This window comes from Clostridium sp. UBA5712, from assembly GCF_002419845.1.
GTDB classification, from domain to species: Bacteria; Bacillota; Clostridia; order Clostridiales; family Clostridiaceae; genus Clostridium_J; species Clostridium_J sulfidigenes.
Genome location: NZ_DIGW01000010.1, coordinates 342,845 through 358,993 on the forward strand (window position 1 = coordinate 342,845; position 16,149 = coordinate 358,993).

The window sequence follows — 16,149 nt, forward strand, 5'->3', positions numbered from 1 at the left end:
TTAGACTCTGTATTTGCTTAAAATGATAAATTGAAAAATAAAAACTCTAAGCCACTAATTTAATAGCCTAGAGTCTTTTTACTGTATAAATATTTATTCTATTACAGAACTCTCTTCTACTTCTGATTCTATAGTTTCAGGTTCTATAATAGTTTTTTCTTCATCATCTTCTAAATCTTCATTTTTCTTATTTAAGGTTATTCCCTTTACTAGCTCTACAAGGTCTATACCAGTTAAGGAATTGATAACTTCTGGAACTTCAGCCATGATATTAGCTATGTTCTTTGACACCTTAGCTGCCCCACCTTGACCCCCATTGTCAATAATAACCATCTTCTCAGTTCTAGATAATGGCTCTGCTATATTCTTTGCTACCTCTGGAAGCTTATCTGTTAACATTTGAATAATAGCTGCTTCTCCATATTCCTTATAAGCTTCAGCCTTCTTCTTCATAGCCTCTGCCTCAGCCTTCATTGCATCTGCATTAGCCTCTCCTACTAATCTTATGGCATCTGCTTCTGCCATACCTTTAATTTTTATTGTTTCAGCCTCTGCTTCAGCTCTCTTAATCATCATAAATCTCTCAGCTTCTGCTGCTTGCTCAGCTCTATATTTATCAGCTTCTGCTACTTTTTTAACTGTAGATTCAAGTTCTTTCTCTTTTTTACGTACTTGTTGATCTGCTATATCAGTTTGTCTTTGTTCTTCAAATAATTCTGCATCCTTTAAGGTTTCTACAACTTTCTTATGAACTATATTCTTTTCAACTTCATAAGCAAAGTCTGCCTTAGCTTGTGCCTTTTTCTCTTCTTCTTTAAAGGATTGAACTTTTAATTCCTTCTCTTTATTAGCTCTAGCAATTTCAGCTTCTGCAAATATTTGTGCTTCCATTCCAAGTCTCTTTGCTTCTGCGGTTTTTTGCATCTCTTCTCTCTTTGCTTCTGCCTCAGCTATTGCTGCATTTTTCTTAACTTCTGCTATTTGTTTAGCACCAAGTGCTTGAAGATATCCCTTAGTGTCGTCTATGTCTCTAATTGTAAAGGTCTTAATTTCAAGACCCATCCTTTCAAGGTCTGACTTTGCAACATTTTCAACTTCATTTGCAAACATTTCTCTGTCTTTGTATATCTCTTCAATACTCATTTTTGAAACTATTTCTCTTAGTTTACCTTCCAGTACATCCTGTACAGTTCCCTTCATTACTTCAATAGTTTCTCTTTCTTTTCCAGTATTAAATTGCTCCATAGCTAATAATACACTTGCAGGATCTGACTTAACCTTTATTATAGCTACTCCATCAGTATCTATTGGTACTCCATTACTATCTAAGGATTCATGAGTCTTTACTTCAACCTTCATGTTTTCAAGTGATAATCTATTGGTTTGTTCGAAGAATGGAACAACAAATCCTCCCTTACCACTTATAACCCTTCTCTTAAGTCCTGTAACTACAATAGCTTTATCTTGGGCTGCCTTCTTCCAAGTAATACAAATAAGCCAAATAATCGCTAATGCAAGAATTATCCATCCTAAGTTGTCAGTAAAAATTTCTAACAGTTCTCCCATTTACACTTTCCCCCTAATTATTTTAGGCATCTGAAAATAAATAATAAGTCAAAGATGGAAAGTATATTCTGACTTATTTATTTTTTGAAGATGCCTTATATATCTTATGAAAATAATAACACATATATTACTTTCCATGAGAATATTAACTTAAAAGTACTTAATACATACTTAAAATTACACCATTTTCTTTAAAAATAAAGAACCCATGTAAATTAAATTTCAATTCCTACAATTCTCATTAAATATTTAGCATTTGTGGTATTGGATTTACCTACTTTTAGTTTGTAATCAAAATATATTTTATTTTCTTTATAATACTCAGAAAAATGATAATTTTTTATTCCACTATGCTCTGAAAGACTACATAATTCTAAATCATGAGTAGTTAAAGCCCCTATAACTCCAGCTTTACTTAAGTTTTTAATTACAGCTTCAGCTCCAGTAATCCTATCCTTAGAATTAGTTCCTCTAAAAATTTCATCAATAAGAAAAATCATATTTTTATTATTCTTTGCACCTTCAATAATTTCCTTTATTCTAATTAATTCTCCATAAAAAGTTGAAATTCCATTTTTTAAATCATCTGTTATCCTCATAGATGTATATATCTCTAATAAGCTACACTCCATTTTCTTACTAAATACTGGTGCACCTACATAGGCTAAAACTAAATTTATACCTATAGTTCTTAAAAATGTAGTTTTACCTGACATATTTGATCCTGTAATTATAAATATATTTTCCTTCATACTTAAATCATTATTAACTCGTACATCTCTATTTATTAAAGGATGACCAAGGTCTTGTGCCTCTATTTTAACACCCCTAGGATTTATTGTTGGTAATGTTACATTTTCATCTATATGAATTAACACAGCAAGACTCATAAGTTCTTCTATAACCCCAATATTGGAAAGCCAACTTTCTATTTTATCACCATTTTCAGCCTTCCAATCCTCAAGAGAAAATACACATTGATAATCCCAAAGAAATAGTATGTTTAAAGCTAAATATAACAATCCATTATTTCTCATATTTACTCTTTCTGATATATTAGAAAGTCTTTTTATAGGTTTAATTGATGAATCTTTATCTTTAAATAAATTTTCTTTTATATTCTTTAACTTTTTAGATTTAAAATCTTTTTTCTCTATTAACTTTAAAATGTTTAAATACTCTTCTAGGTTTCCTCTAAAATAATTAACTACTTCTAGAACTAAATTTAACTTTAAAGTAGATATTGTCCATATAATTGTTTGCACAATTAAAAGAAAATACATTAACCAATTAAAATTATTCATTTTAAATATAAGTATTATTAAAGTAATTGGTATTGTAACTAAGGGCATTAAATATATAGTCTTTTTAATTAATTTCGATTTTATAAGGACACCTTTATCTTCTACATATTTTATTAATTTTTCAGGACTTTTTAATCTATTCCTACTATTTCTACCTATATACTCCATTTCCTCACAAAAATCCAAGTCATCAAATAACTCTTTTATAGCCTCTTGTCTTAATAGTATTTCATTATAATCAAACCTAGGTTCTAATAAAGAATTAGCTAAAGATTTTCTTCCATGCCAAGTATTAGTTATATTTATTAATTGAAATAAAGATTCACTACCTACAATATCTAAATCAGATGCATATCTGTGCTCCTTATTTACAAACTCTTCTCCCAAATCCTGAAACTTTATCCACTGACCAGAAATTCTTTGAAGGTATCTATTATTTATTTCAATCATATCCTCAGCCAGTTTTAATTTACTTTTTACTTTTCTATGATATATTACTAAAAATATAAAACTTCCATAAAAAACTATAGAAAGAAATAGAACCCTATTTGTCACTTCTACCTTTATTCCTATATAGGTGAAATACAAGGCTAGTATCATTACTAATAATCTTAAATATCCGATTCTATCAAATTCTTTTTTATATTTAGCAATATCATCATTATACTTACTTATTTTGCTTAAAAATTTATCTTCAACCACATTATTACTCCTTTCCTTTTTACACTTTAAAATCATCACTGTACCTATATCAATTTCTTATATATTTAACATAAGTTTAAATATAATATTTAAACAGCAAACCCCCGAAACCCGCATGAACAGAACAAATAGTTAACTATTTATATAGTTATATAGTTTTATAGTTAAATTCTCCATATATAGATAAGCTATTTTATAATATCTTTTTCAGTTTAATTTTATGTTTAAATTATATTGTTGCTCTTCACTGTTACTACATGTTATATTACATGTATATTATATCCAATATTTCTACTTATATCAAACTTATATAAAAGTGTAAATCATATTTACTTATTCATGGTTTTATAATATAATAATAAAATAATGTATCATGGGGGAGTAGTTTGCGTATAATGCTTTTATACGTGACAAGTCAACATAATGATTAATTTTTTAATCTGGCTTGCCTTAAAGAACAAGACTCATGTATAGCTTAATTAAGATGTCTCTAATAAAAGAGATACTTTAAACTTTGCTATACATGGGTCTTTTATTATGTATGAGGAGGATAACTTAAAGTTTAATAAAATAAGATTAAGGAGTTTTTTAATGAGTACTATTGAAATTATAATGATAGGATTATGTCTTAGTATGGATGCTGCCGCAGTATCTATGACTAATGGTATGGTGTACAAGGATGCTACTAAAACAAAAATTATAGCTATGCCTTTATTCTTCGGCTTCTTTCAAGGGGCAATGCCTTTTCTAGGTTATTATGCAGGAGGAATGTTCTCAGAAATTTTAAGTAAATATTCTGGTATTTTAGTTTTAATCATATTAGGATTTATAGGGGCAAATATGTTAAAAGAAGGCATATTCCCAGATAAAGAAGAAGATGAAAATAAAGTTGTACCCCTTAACTACAAGCTTTTATTTTTTCAAGGAATAGCTACTAGTATAGATGCTTTTGCAGTAGGTATTGGCTTTAGCGCTATGAATATTGCTATTCTTCCAGCTATTTGTATCATCGGTATAACCACATTTATTTGTAGTTTTATTGCCATCTTCATAGGAAAGAAATGTGGAGATTTACTTGGTAAAAAAGCTGAAATATTAGGCGGAATTATTTTAATTATTATAGCTGTAAAGGCAGTTTTATAATATTGTTTACTATTTAAATATTGTTATAAAACCTTATAATAAATAGTATATTTGAGCATATTATATCTATGGAATATAAATTTAAAAGGAGATGATATGCTTGGAAATTACATTTCAAGGCAATCCAATTACTTTAAAAGGAATTCAACTAAGAGTAGGAGATAAGGCTCCTGACTTTACTTTAATTAATAATGAACTACAACCTGTTACTTTACAAGATACTAAAGGAAAAAGAATCTTTGTAGTTGTTCCATCTATAGATACAGGTGTATGTGATATGGAAGTTAGAAAATTCAATGAAGAAGCTTCTAAACTTAATAATGTTACTATATACACCATATCAATGGATTTACCTTTTGCTCAAGGTAGATGGTGTGGAGCTGCTGGAATTAAAAATGTAATTACTCTTTCCGATTATAAAACTAGAGAATTTGGTGATAGATATGGAGTATACATCAATGAACTAGGATTACTTACTAGAGCTGTCTTCGTATTAGATGAAGATAACACAATTACCTATGTAGAATATTGCAGTGAAGTCACTGATGAACCTAACTATGAAGCTGCACTTCAAGCTGTGAAGTAATACAATAATTTGTATATGTTTTAATGAAAGTCCAGGATGTATAATAATATCCTGGACTTAGAACTTATACTTAAATTTTAATTTTTTTCTCTTTGCTCCTAAGGTCACTTAAGGTGTAAGTCTAGTTCTGTCCCTAGGAATTAGTGATGCTTCTCTTACATTTTCTAATCCTAATAACTGAGCCGTTAACCTTTCTAATCCTATGGCAAGACCTCCATGGGTTGGCATACCTTGTTTAAATACACAGGTATAGCTGCTGTAATTCTCTGGGTTAAGACCTTTATATTCTATATTTTTTATTAACTCATTATAATTATGAATTCTTTGTCCTCCAGTAGTTATTTCAACTCCTCTAAATAATAAGTCAAAGCTGTAAGTCTCTAGTTTTCCACAAGGCATGGTGTACATTGGTCTCTTTTTCCTTGGGTAATGGGTTAAAAATATGAAATCTGAGTTTAACCTTTCCTTGGCATATCTATAAATAAGTTTTTCACCCTCTGGGTCAAGGTCTCCATCTAAGTTCTCTTTGCCGTACTCTTTTTCTAGTATGTCCAAGGCATCCTTCAACTTCATTCTAGGTATTTCTCCTCGGATTTCTGGAATTTTAACTTCTAGTATGTCTAAGTATTTATTCCCCTCTTCTTTAACCTTACTTAAAATATACTTTAATAGTCTTTCTTCCATGTCCATAATTTCTCTTTCATCTTCAATAAATCCCATTTCAAAGTCCATACTTATATATTCATTTAAGTGCCTATTGGTATTATGCTGTTCTGCTCTATATACATGAGCTATCTCAAAAACTCTTTCAAAACCTGCACCTACCATCATCTGCTTATAAAACTGAGGGCTTTGAGCTAGATAAGCTTCTCTTTCAAAATATTTAACCTTAAATACCTCTGTTCCTCCTTCTGCTCCCTCAGATACTAATTTGGGTGTGAAAATTTCTGTAAATCCTTCCTTAGTTAGAAATTCTCTAAATCCCTGAACTAGTATATTTTGAATACCAAATACTGAGTTTATCTTTTCATGTCTCAAACTTAATACTCTATTATTTAACATAGTGTCTAAATTAATGTTTAGGTCTTTATTATTAACTTCTATAGGAAGTTCCCCTATTGTAGAATTAATAACTTCAATACTTTCAATTTCAATCTCAAAGTTATTTAATTTATTTTTTCCATCTTTAACTACACCCTCAATAGAAACTACAGATTCTGTTTTTAAATCCATTTTTTCAGCAATAGAATTTTCAGCTACACATTGTACTAGACCTGTTCTATCTCTTAATACTATAAAGGTAATGGACTTTAACTTTCTTATGCGATAAACCCATCCTGATATTTTTACTTTTTCATTCATATGATCAATTAAATTATTTATTAATACTCTTTTCATTGTTATACCTCCTAAATTTAAGCATTTAAAAAGCCCCTTAAGCCAACGGCTCAAGGGGCAAAATATGCGGTACCACCCTTGCTGATATAGTAATTAAACACTAATAAATTCTTAGAGTTTTACACTCTAGAAATTATTATATATTAGGATAGATTAATTTTCTTAAGACATTTGAAGATGCCTTATACCGGTATTCTAAGAAAACTAACATTAATGAAATGAGCTCTATTTCATTAAAATAAAAAAACCTTCACTCCAATAGGAGCGAAAGCAATATTCACGGTACCATCCTAATTTGATTAAGTATTATTTACTTTATCATCTCAATCCCTTTAACGGAGGAATCCGATCTACCCTACTTTTCATTTCAGGTAAATATCTCCAGGATGTCTTTCAATACTACTTTTCTCATAGAGCTTCCACCATCCTCTACTCGCTTTACATACTTAGTAATATTTACTCTTCCTTTCAAAGAATTATAAATATATATTTTCTATATAATATGCCTTTTTAGAATTTTTGTCAATATATTTTGATAATTCTTCATTATTTTTAGTTAGAATTTTAAATAAGTAAATTTAACTAATAGTTATTTCAAATAATGCTAAATTATTCTAAAAAAAATATTATTATATACTTGGATATAAATTTATTTTTTTATGAATTTATAGAAACCTACAATAAAACAAAAAGGTGTGTGTGAAAATGGACGAAAAGAAAAATTTACTTTTAGATGCTCTATGTAACAGCGTCCTTGATATGGATGAAGATTTAGTAAGAGCTAAAGCTGACGAATACCTAAATCTAGGATATGATGCCTATGATGGAATAGCTTCTGGTTTAGCTGTAGGAATGGATAAGGCAGGAATTTTATATGAGGAAGAGGAGTATTATATTCCTGAGCTACTTATGTGTTCTGATGCTATGTATGCAGGTATGGATAAGTTTAGACCTCATCTAAAATTTGCTTCTAATGAGATAAAACATAAGGCTGTTGTGGGTGTAGTAGAGGGCGATACCCATGACATAGGTAAAAATTTATTCAAAATTATGCTTGAAACATGTGGTTTTGAAGTACATGACCTAGGAAGAGATGTTCCTCCTATGGAATTCATAAATAAAGTAAAAGAAACAAAAGCTACATTAGTTGGAATGTCTACTTTAATGACTACAACTATGGATAATATGAAGGTAGTTATTGATATGTTAAATGATGCTGGACTTAGAGATGATGTTGTAGTCATGATAGGTGGTGGACCCATCTCTCAAAGCTTTGCAGATAAAATAGGGGCAGATGGTTATGAAGTTGAGGCTTCAAAGGCTGCTCGTTTAGCCAAAGAACTTGTTTCAAGGAGGAATGCAGCTAATGTTTAAGGATAAAATGACTCCTATGGAAAGGGCTATAGCAATTTCTCAAGGAAACACTATCGATAGAATACAATGCAATCCAAATCTTTCCAATGGTATTGCAAGGGTAGCAGGATTAAAAATTTCTGAGTTTAATCATAGTAGTAAAGCTCTATCCAATGCAGTTATAGAAACCCACAAAAGATTTGGTGGAGATGGTGCTAAAATTTTTACAGATTTATTTATTATTTCAGAAGCCATGGGTGCAAAAATGAAATATCCAGAAGATAATACTGTAGACCTACTTGAACCAGCAATTAAATCTATAGATGAACTAAATAAACTTACCCCTGTAAATCCATTAAAGGATGGAAGGCTTCCTATTCATATAGAAGCTATGAAAATCGTAAAAGATGCTATAGGTTCTGAAGTTCCTTGTAGTGCAGCAATAGTAGGACCATTCACTAATGCATGTTTCTTAATTGGTGTTCAAGAAATGACCAAACTCATGATAAGAAATCCTGAAGCCGTTCATAAACTATGCAAAATTTCTCTTGATAGTTGTATTTCTTTTGTGAAAGAATCTCTAAAACAAGGCGTTGGAATTAGCATCTGTGAACCTATGGCATCTTCCACTGTTATTAGCCCTACTCATTTCAGAAAATACTGTACGCCATATATGGAACAATTAGTTAACTTCATAAAGGATAAAGGTTCAACTCCTTCTGTTCATATTTGCGGAAAAACAGATCCTATTTGGCAAGATATAGTAGACTTAGGCTTCAGTGCATTTAGCATAGATAATGTAGTAAGCCTATCAAAGTGTAAAGAAACTATAGGAAACCACATAAAAATCATGGGAAATGTAGATCCTTCTACTGTAATGTATAGCGGTACTCCTAATGAAGTTAAGGTAGCTACCTTAATATGTATAAAGGATGGTTATGATAGTCCTAAAGGCTATTCAGTAATGTCTGGATGTGGACTTCCTGTTGAAACTCCTATGGATAATATCCATGCTATGCTGGATGTTACTAGAGAACTTGGATGGCCTATAGATCCAGAAAAAATAGATTTTCTTATTAAAAAGTATGGTGTTATTTAAATATATCCTATTGGTTTATAAATGAGTTTTAAAATATTCAAAGTTAAATCAGCGCTGAAATTTCCTTACATTGTTGAAAGTAACCTTTCTTATAACTATTAGGTAAGTTTCAGCGCTTAAATTACTTGTAGTTTATTTACTATTTAAATGTAACTTTGACCAATCTTCAAAAAGTATATTAGCTGTAGGTTTAGCTTCTGGTACCCCATCTAGGTTTTTTTGTGCTACCATAAGGTTTTGTTCATAATCTATAGCATAAATTGCTGCATCTGATGCAATCTGACGTTGTATATCTCGATAAATTGCTTTTCTTCTATCTGCATCTACCTCTTCTGCCCCTATCTTCCATAAATTATTTACTTTAAAGTTAGTATATCCTGTTTGATTATAGTAAGAGCCTGTTTCAAACATCTTTCTATAATCTTCTGGAGCTAATCCTAAAGAATATCCACTAATGTATAAAGCACATTCATCATCTTTACTATATAACTTGTTATAAAAATCTACATTTTCATAAGGTACTATGTCAACCTCTATATCTATGTCTTTCAATTGTTTCTGTACAATTTCTGCATACTCCTTATGAGCAAAAGCTTCTGTATTATATGCTAACTTAAGGTTGTTTATAGAAACTCCGCTTTCTTCTATTAATGCTTTCGACTTTTCTATATCATGATTATATACTTCTACCTCATCTTCTATGTATAGTTCTGCCTCTTTAATTAAAATTGAATTCCCTTCTTCTACCTTCTCTGCACCTGATTCTCCATAGGCTGCAACTATCATTTCTTTTCTATCTAAAGCATAGGATAGTGCTTTTCTAAATACTATATTTTGCATTGAACTAAGATTTTGATTAAAAACTATATAGTTTAATCTTCCTTGGCTAAAGGTATAAGATTGCAATTCTTCTCCCTTATAGGCTTTATCATATAATTCTGCGCTTGCTTTAACTAAGGTTAGCTCTCCCTTATTGAAAGCCTCCTCTGTAGCTTCTTCTGATGAAAATACTTTTATTGTTATGAAATCAGCCTTAGGACTTCCTGAATAATAATCATCATATTTTTCTAAAACCATACTATCTTCTTTAGTCCATTCTTTAAATTTAAAGGGTCCAGATCCTATAGGTGTCTTATTTCTCTCTGAAGTGGCAACTATGCCTTCATTTTCATAAATATGCTTAGGAATAGGAACCACCTTGGAAAGATTATATAAAAACATTGAATTCTCAACTGGAAGAGTTATTTTAATAGTTAATTCATCTAATTTTTCTGCTTTTATAGGCTTTTCATCTATAATTAAATATTCTCTTAAGGGTGAATTCTGATTCTCATCTAAAATCAGGTTTATTGTATACTCCAAATCATCTGCATTTATAGGTTTGCCATCATGCCATTTTAGATTTTTCTTTAATTTAACAGTTATCTCCTTATTATCCTTAACGTCAACAGACTCTGCTAGATAAGTTCTAACATCTCCGTCTCCATAAGAAAAAAGTGGAGAATAAATTATATTAGACACTAGCTGAACCTCTCCTACATTGGTAAATGCAGGGTTTACTATTTCTGGTTTCTCTGTTACTGGAACAATTATATTTCCTCCAGCCGTAGTAGATATTTGCCCTTCATCATTTTTAGGGCCTTTTAAATTACCGCACCCAGTAAAATTCATTATACTTATAATTATTAATAACATAGAAATCATTCTTTTAAGTTTCATAATGTCCTCCTTGATATAAAACATAAATTATTTTACTTTAGCTTTTGCACTTTAGGCTAATTTTAAGCATAAAAATAAATTATTATTAAAATAAAGGACCATTATGAAATCTACCCACAAAAAAGACTATCTCAAAACAAATTACATCTTATATTAGTAAATTGTTTTGAGACAGTTCTATAAACTTAATGGAATATTGAGTTTAAAATAAGTTAAATAAAATTATACTATAAACTTGGTTTACAAATAAATTCATCTATTTTACAATCTAAAATATTAGAACCATGAGACGTACGCATAATAATGGCAGTATCTACTCCTAGGCCTGTTCCCCCTAAAGCTATAATGGGCTCCATATATCCTATAGCACCACTATCTAAAGCCATTACTGCTATTTCAACTGCTACTTTAGTACCTTGACCTAACATACGTAGGGAGTATGCAATTATTTCTACTGGATTTACTCCTCCAAACTTACGTGAAAGTCCACGCTCTGCTCCACTAAGCACATGGGTTGTAGTTACAACCTTAATTCCTCTACTTTTAAATAATTCTAGTTTTTCTGTAGAAATTTCTTGAACTCCGGGTTCTTTAAACCCATTAACATGTGTAACACATACTATGTTTATTCCATATATATCTAACTTAATAAGCTCCTCTATAGTATTCCCTGTACTAGTAGGTACTACTATAGTCTTAATACTCCTTTTACGAGCCGTTTTTAATGCACTCTCTAATGTATCTTTAGTATTCTGTTTTCCTGGTTTTTCAAAATACATGCTAACTTCCTCCCCAAATTACATATAATATATTTAAATTATAATATATATCCTCTTTGCTAATAATTCTACCCTAATTAAAATCCTTTAACTTAATGACTTTAAAATCAAAGTGTAAGCATTTTCTTTTATCTTTTCTATATCCGTAGTTTCAAGGTTTGATGTAGAACAAAAATAATTTGAATAGCCTAACATAGCACTTATAAATACATAATATTCATACTCTCTATTTTCTTGTGCTTTAACTATACCCTCATCTATTCCAACTTCCATTAACCTTCTTACAGCGTCAGACATTTCTTCCTTTCGCTTTATAAAAATTTGGTTACCTTCTTCTAAATATTGTCTTAGTTTATCTGTTTCAATACTTGATAAAGCCAGGATAAAGTTTGAGTTTTTGCTTCTAGAATTTTCTTCTATTAATTTAAATAAACCATAACATTTATTTTTAAATCCCTGAGCCTTATTAACTATGCTAAATACTTCATTAAATTGAATTTCTATATTATATATAATAGCCTTTGCTATTATTTCTTCCTTAGACTTAAAATAATTATACAGGGTTCCTTTTCCTATGCCAGCTGCTTCTGCAATATCAGCAGCTTTTACTGAATGAAGGTCTACGCCTTCATTCATAAGTTTTATTACAGCATTAAATATATCTATTTCTCTTTTACCATAGTTATTATCAAACATTTTTACCCTCCTCAACCTCTACTACTGCTACTAAAGCCTTCCTATGCAATATGTCGTATATAATAGGAACAATAAATAATGTTAATAGTGTAGCATAGGTTAATCCTCCTATGGTCACAATAGCCATTGGTTGAATCATATCTGCTCCCATTCCTATTCCCATAGCAAGGGTTAAGAGTCCTAAAATAGTAGTTAATGCTGTCATAAGTATAGGTCTAATACGAGCCTTTCCAGTTTCAATTAAAGCACTTCTTTTATCAACGCCCTGTAACCTTAATTGATTTACATAATCAACAAAAACTATACCATTGTTAACTACAATTCCTGCTAATACAAGAAAACCTAACATGGAAATCATACTTATCTCGAAACCAGTTATTACTAATGCTAAGAGTCCTCCTGTAAACGCTAGAGGTATAGTAATCATTACTATTAATGGTGATAATAATGACTGAAATTGAGCTACCATTATTAAATATATTAAAACAATAGCTAGTGAAATCATTTTTATTAAATCTCCTAAGGTTTCATTGATTGTTTCACTTTCTCCAGTAATATCTATGGTGTATCCCTCAGGTAATTTATAAGAACTTATTTTGCTTTCTACATCTCTACTGACAAGTCCAATATTGTGATCATTGTCTATACCAGCAGTAACTGACATACTTCGTACTTGATTCTTATGATTAATAGAAGCTAATGCCTGGTCTTCTGAAATTGTAGATATATCCTTAAGGTATACTTCCTTTTCTTCACCATTAACTGTAGCTTTTATAGTATAATCCTTCAATGTTTCCCTTGTTAATTCTTCCTTCGACTCAGTTACAACTATTACAGGATATTCATTAGAGTTAATGGTAATATTAGTTGATTTAGTTTCATTCTTAATAGCTGTAGCCACTTGTTGATATACTTGTGCTACAGTAAGTCCATATTTAAGTGCCTTATTTTTATCAACTGTAATTCTAGTCTCTTCTGATGCATCTTTTAGGCCATTTGATATATCAATTGTTCCTTCAGTGTTTTCTAAAATTCCTGTTAAATCAGTAGCTATCTCCTTAAGTTTATCTAAGTCATTACCTTTAACAAGAACTTCTATACCTGAGCCACCCATAGCTGACATATCCATATTAGATGAATTTACAGTTATATCGCAATTTAAGTCCTTTGTCTTTTCATCTATGCTAGTAGCCACTTGTTGACTAGTGTTACTTCTTTCGTCTTTTAAAATTATATACATAGATACTGCTTTATCGCTACCATTACCACCCAAAAGGCCCATAGAACCATTGCCACCTTGCATTGCACCTACTGTTTTAACATCTGGTATTGTAAGGATTATATCCATTACCTTATTACTCATTTCTCTAGCATCTATGGTAGTACTTTCCTTCGGCATTTCTATTGATACCATTATCTCATTACTATCAACCTCTGGCATAAATGCTGTCCCCATAGAAAAAGCACTATAAGCACTAGAAATTAATAATACTACCACTAAACCTATAATTATAATCTTATGATTAAGGGCTTTATCTAGTAACTTTACATAAATATCTATAATTTTATCAAAAAGTTTATGGGGCTTTTCTTTAGTATTGGTTAGCATAGTAGATGACATAGTAGGTACCAAGGTTAGGGCTATAATTAAACTAGCAATTAATGAATACGCAATTGTTAGTCCCATGTCAGTAAACAGTTGTCGAGATATTCCTTGAGTAAATACAATAGGTAAGAATACACAAATTGTTGTTAAAGTAGATGCAAATATTGCTCCTGAAACTTGAGCTGCACCATAAACGGCAGCCTTAGCAGAAGACATACCTTCACTTCTTAATCTATATATATTTTCAATTACTACAATACTATTATCTACTAACATACCAACTCCCAACGCTAGTCCTGCTAAAGATATTACATTCATAGTAACTCCACTAAAATACATTAGACCTATTGCAAATAATAAACTTACGGGTATACTCATTGCTATTATAAATGTTGGTTTTATATCTCTTAAAAAAACAAGTAATATTACTATTGCAAGAATTCCTCCTAAAATTAAGTTATTTAATACAGAATTTATTACAATATCAATATACATTCCTTGATCACTAAGCTGATTTATATGCATATCTGGATTTTCTTTTAATAATTTTTCAATAGTTTTATTTATATCATGGGATACTTCAGCAGTAGAAGCTGTACTTTGTTTTTGGAAAGAAAGTAAAATACCATCATTACCATTAATTTTTGCATACATGTCATGGGAATTATTTATAAATCCTATATCTGCCACATCTTTAAGCTTTACTGTACCAATACCATCTATATCCAAGGTTATCAATTCTAAATTTTCTATTTCATCTATATTTGAAAATTGGTCTCCTACCTTAACTAAATACTCATGTTTATTTTCTGTAATATATCCAGCTGGCATGGAAAAGTTTTCTGCTGCTAATATACTACTTAATGAACTTTGGGAAATCACTCCATCTAATCCTGCTTTTTTATAAGCATTTTCTTCTGCAATTTTAAATTCTTCTTTTCCTTTCTTAATAGCCTTTTCACTTTCTTCTAGTTGAAGTTGTGCCTTGGCTAACTCAGAGTTAAGGGTGGCCTTTCCAGCTTCTAATTGTTTTTCTCCCCCTATAATTTCTGATAACTTCTTCTCTAATTCCTTCTTTTGCTTTAAAATCTCTTCAATACTTTTATTAGTAGCTTCCAAAGTTATAGATAATTGTGTTAATTTTAATTTTTCTTCTGCTGAAGTTTCTTCTCCTGCCTTTATTTGCTCTTCTATAACTTTCTCTAGATTTTCCTTTTCCTTTTTAATCTCATCACGCTTTTTTTCTAATCCTTCTTGACCTTGGATTAATAGTTTTAGCCCTTGTTCAACTTGATATTTTCCGGAAGAAAGGCTCATACTACCTTCCAATAACTTTTCCTTCTGCTTATCACTTTCTTCATTAAACTTAACTTTACCATCTTGTAAAGCTTTTTCAGCTTTATCTAATTCTGCTTTAGTTTGAGATAGCTTTCCATCAATAGATTTAAGAATTCTATTATTAAGTTTATCTATTTTTTCTTGCTTCAGAGAGATTTGTAAACTTTCCTCAATTATCCCTGTACCAGAAACAGATGCTACTCCATCCAATCGTTCAAATTCAGGTATAATCTCCTCTGTTACTTTCTTTGATGTTTCAGTAATATCTTTTCCATCAAAGTCTACACTAGCAACTACAATTGGTAGCATATCTGGATTTATCTTTATTAGCATAGGTGTCCCCACTTCATCATCAAGTTGGGATTTAACCATATCAATATTTCCATTCATCTCAATCATAGCGCTTTCCATATTAGTCCCTTGAGTGAACTGAATAATAACCATGCTTGAGTTTTCACTAGAAATACTATTAATTTCTTCTACTCCACTAGTAGTAGATAAAACTTGTTCTAGTGGCTTTGTCACAGTAAGCTCAACTTTCTCTGGACTTGCACCAGGATAGGCAGTTATTACTGCTACATAAGGTAAATCTATACTAGGTAATAAATCAGTAGTCATTGATGTAAAAGATATAATTCCAAGAATAATAACCAGTACAACCCCTACTATAACTGTCATAGGTTTCTTCACGCTGAATTTTGATAACACTTTAGTACCCCCATTATTATTAAATTCAAATGACTGACCGTCCAGTCACCAGATATTATACCATATATTACATATAGCTACAATAAGTTCATGGCATTAAAAAACTGCTTAAAAATAGACTAAATACTTACTAAAGTACTTAATCTATTTTC

The 16,149-nt window shown here is 30.4% G+C and carries 11 protein-coding genes and 1 other annotated feature; of the genes, 4 read left to right on the forward strand and 7 right to left on the reverse strand.

The genetic code is table 11. The annotated features are described in order from the left end of the window. Positions 1-93 precede the first annotated feature (93 nt). Complete coding sequence (locus B3B03_RS05575; RefSeq protein ID WP_346876663.1) at positions 94-1,566, reverse strand: flotillin family protein; 1,473 nt, start codon at positions 1,564-1,566, stop codon at positions 94-96. Positions 1,567-1,781: 215 nt separating this feature from the next. After that, complete coding sequence (locus tag B3B03_RS05580; RefSeq protein WP_346876664.1) at positions 1,782-3,572, reverse strand: MutS-related protein; 1,791 nt, start codon at positions 3,570-3,572, stop codon at positions 1,782-1,784. A 591-nt stretch (positions 3,573-4,163) separates the two neighbouring features. Between B3B03_RS05580 and B3B03_RS05585 the strand changes: the two genes are divergently transcribed. Both B3B03_RS05585 and tpx read left to right on the forward strand, forming a co-directional pair. After that, a complete protein-coding gene (locus tag B3B03_RS05585) occupies positions 4,164-4,715 on the forward strand; it encodes a manganese efflux pump MntP family protein (protein WP_346876665.1) in 552 nt (183 codons plus the stop codon). Positions 4,716-4,815: 100 nt separating this feature from the next. After that, a complete protein-coding gene (tpx, locus tag B3B03_RS05590) occupies positions 4,816-5,301 on the forward strand; it encodes a thiol peroxidase (RefSeq protein WP_346847731.1) in 486 nt (161 codons plus the stop codon). Positions 5,302-5,409: 108 nt separating this feature from the next. Here the strand turns inward: tpx and aspS are convergent, their stop codons facing one another. Next, a complete protein-coding gene (aspS, locus tag B3B03_RS05595; RefSeq protein ID WP_346876666.1) occupies positions 5,410-6,699 on the reverse strand; it encodes an aspartate--tRNA(Asn) ligase in 1,290 nt (429 codons plus the stop codon). A 257-nt stretch (positions 6,700-6,956) separates the two neighbouring features. Then, positions 6,957-7,180 (reverse strand) — a binding site (T-box leader). 224 nt (positions 7,181-7,404) lie between these two features. Here aspS and B3B03_RS05600 point away from each other — a divergent pair. Both B3B03_RS05600 and B3B03_RS05605 read left to right on the forward strand, forming a co-directional pair. Next, positions 7,405-8,073: a corrinoid protein gene (locus B3B03_RS05600; protein WP_346876667.1), complete on the forward strand. Its 669-nt coding sequence runs from the start codon at positions 7,405-7,407 to the stop codon at positions 8,071-8,073. After that, positions 8,066-9,151 carry a uroporphyrinogen decarboxylase family protein gene (locus B3B03_RS05605; RefSeq protein WP_346876668.1) on the forward strand — a complete coding sequence of 362 codons (1,086 nt, stop codon included), beginning with the start codon at positions 8,066-8,068 and terminating at the stop codon, positions 9,149-9,151. Before B3B03_RS05600 ends, B3B03_RS05605 begins: the two co-directional genes overlap by 8 nt. A 132-nt stretch (positions 9,152-9,283) precedes the next feature. Here the strand turns inward: B3B03_RS05605 and B3B03_RS05610 are convergent, their stop codons facing one another. The 4 genes from B3B03_RS05610 to B3B03_RS05625 form a co-directional block, all read right to left on the reverse strand. Next, entirely contained in the window at positions 9,284-10,870 is a 1,587-nt protein-coding gene (locus B3B03_RS05610) for an ABC transporter substrate-binding protein (RefSeq protein WP_346876669.1), read from the reverse strand. A 227-nt stretch (positions 10,871-11,097) separates the two neighbouring features. Then, a complete protein-coding gene (locus B3B03_RS05615; protein ID WP_346876670.1) occupies positions 11,098-11,649 on the reverse strand; it encodes a pyruvate kinase alpha/beta domain-containing protein in 552 nt (183 codons plus the stop codon). A gap of 87 nt (positions 11,650-11,736) precedes the next feature. Continuing rightward, complete coding sequence (locus B3B03_RS05620; RefSeq protein WP_346876671.1) at positions 11,737-12,345, reverse strand: TetR/AcrR family transcriptional regulator; 609 nt, start codon at positions 12,343-12,345, stop codon at positions 11,737-11,739. After that, complete coding sequence (locus B3B03_RS05625; protein WP_346876672.1) at positions 12,338-15,997, reverse strand: efflux RND transporter permease subunit; 3,660 nt, start codon at positions 15,995-15,997, stop codon at positions 12,338-12,340. The genes B3B03_RS05620 and B3B03_RS05625 overlap by 8 nt, the downstream gene beginning before the upstream one ends. Positions 15,998-16,149: the final 152 nt, after the last annotated feature.

What these genes read in the sequence shown, in the direction of transcription:
- B3B03_RS05575 (WP_346876663.1), bottom strand. Translation starts at nt 1,566, where the DNA reads ATGGGAGAACTGTTAGAAATTTTTACTGACAACTTAGGATGGATAATT.
- B3B03_RS05585 (WP_346876665.1), top strand. Translation starts at nt 4,164, where the DNA reads ATGAGTACTATTGAAATTATAATGATAGGATTATGTCTTAGTATGGAT.
- aspS (WP_346876666.1), bottom strand. Translation starts at nt 6,699, where the DNA reads ATGAAAAGAGTATTAATAAATAATTTAATTGATCATATGAATGAAAAA.
- B3B03_RS05600 (WP_346876667.1), top strand. Translation starts at nt 7,405, where the DNA reads ATGGACGAAAAGAAAAATTTACTTTTAGATGCTCTATGTAACAGCGTC.
- B3B03_RS05605 (WP_346876668.1), top strand. Translation starts at nt 8,066, where the DNA reads ATGTTTAAGGATAAAATGACTCCTATGGAAAGGGCTATAGCAATTTCT.
- B3B03_RS05610 (WP_346876669.1), bottom strand. Translation starts at nt 10,870, where the DNA reads ATGAAACTTAAAAGAATGATTTCTATGTTATTAATAATTATAAGTATA.
- B3B03_RS05615 (WP_346876670.1), bottom strand. Translation starts at nt 11,649, where the DNA reads ATGTATTTTGAAAAACCAGGAAAACAGAATACTAAAGATACATTAGAG.
- B3B03_RS05620 (WP_346876671.1), bottom strand. Translation starts at nt 12,345, where the DNA reads ATGTTTGATAATAACTATGGTAAAAGAGAAATAGATATATTTAATGCT.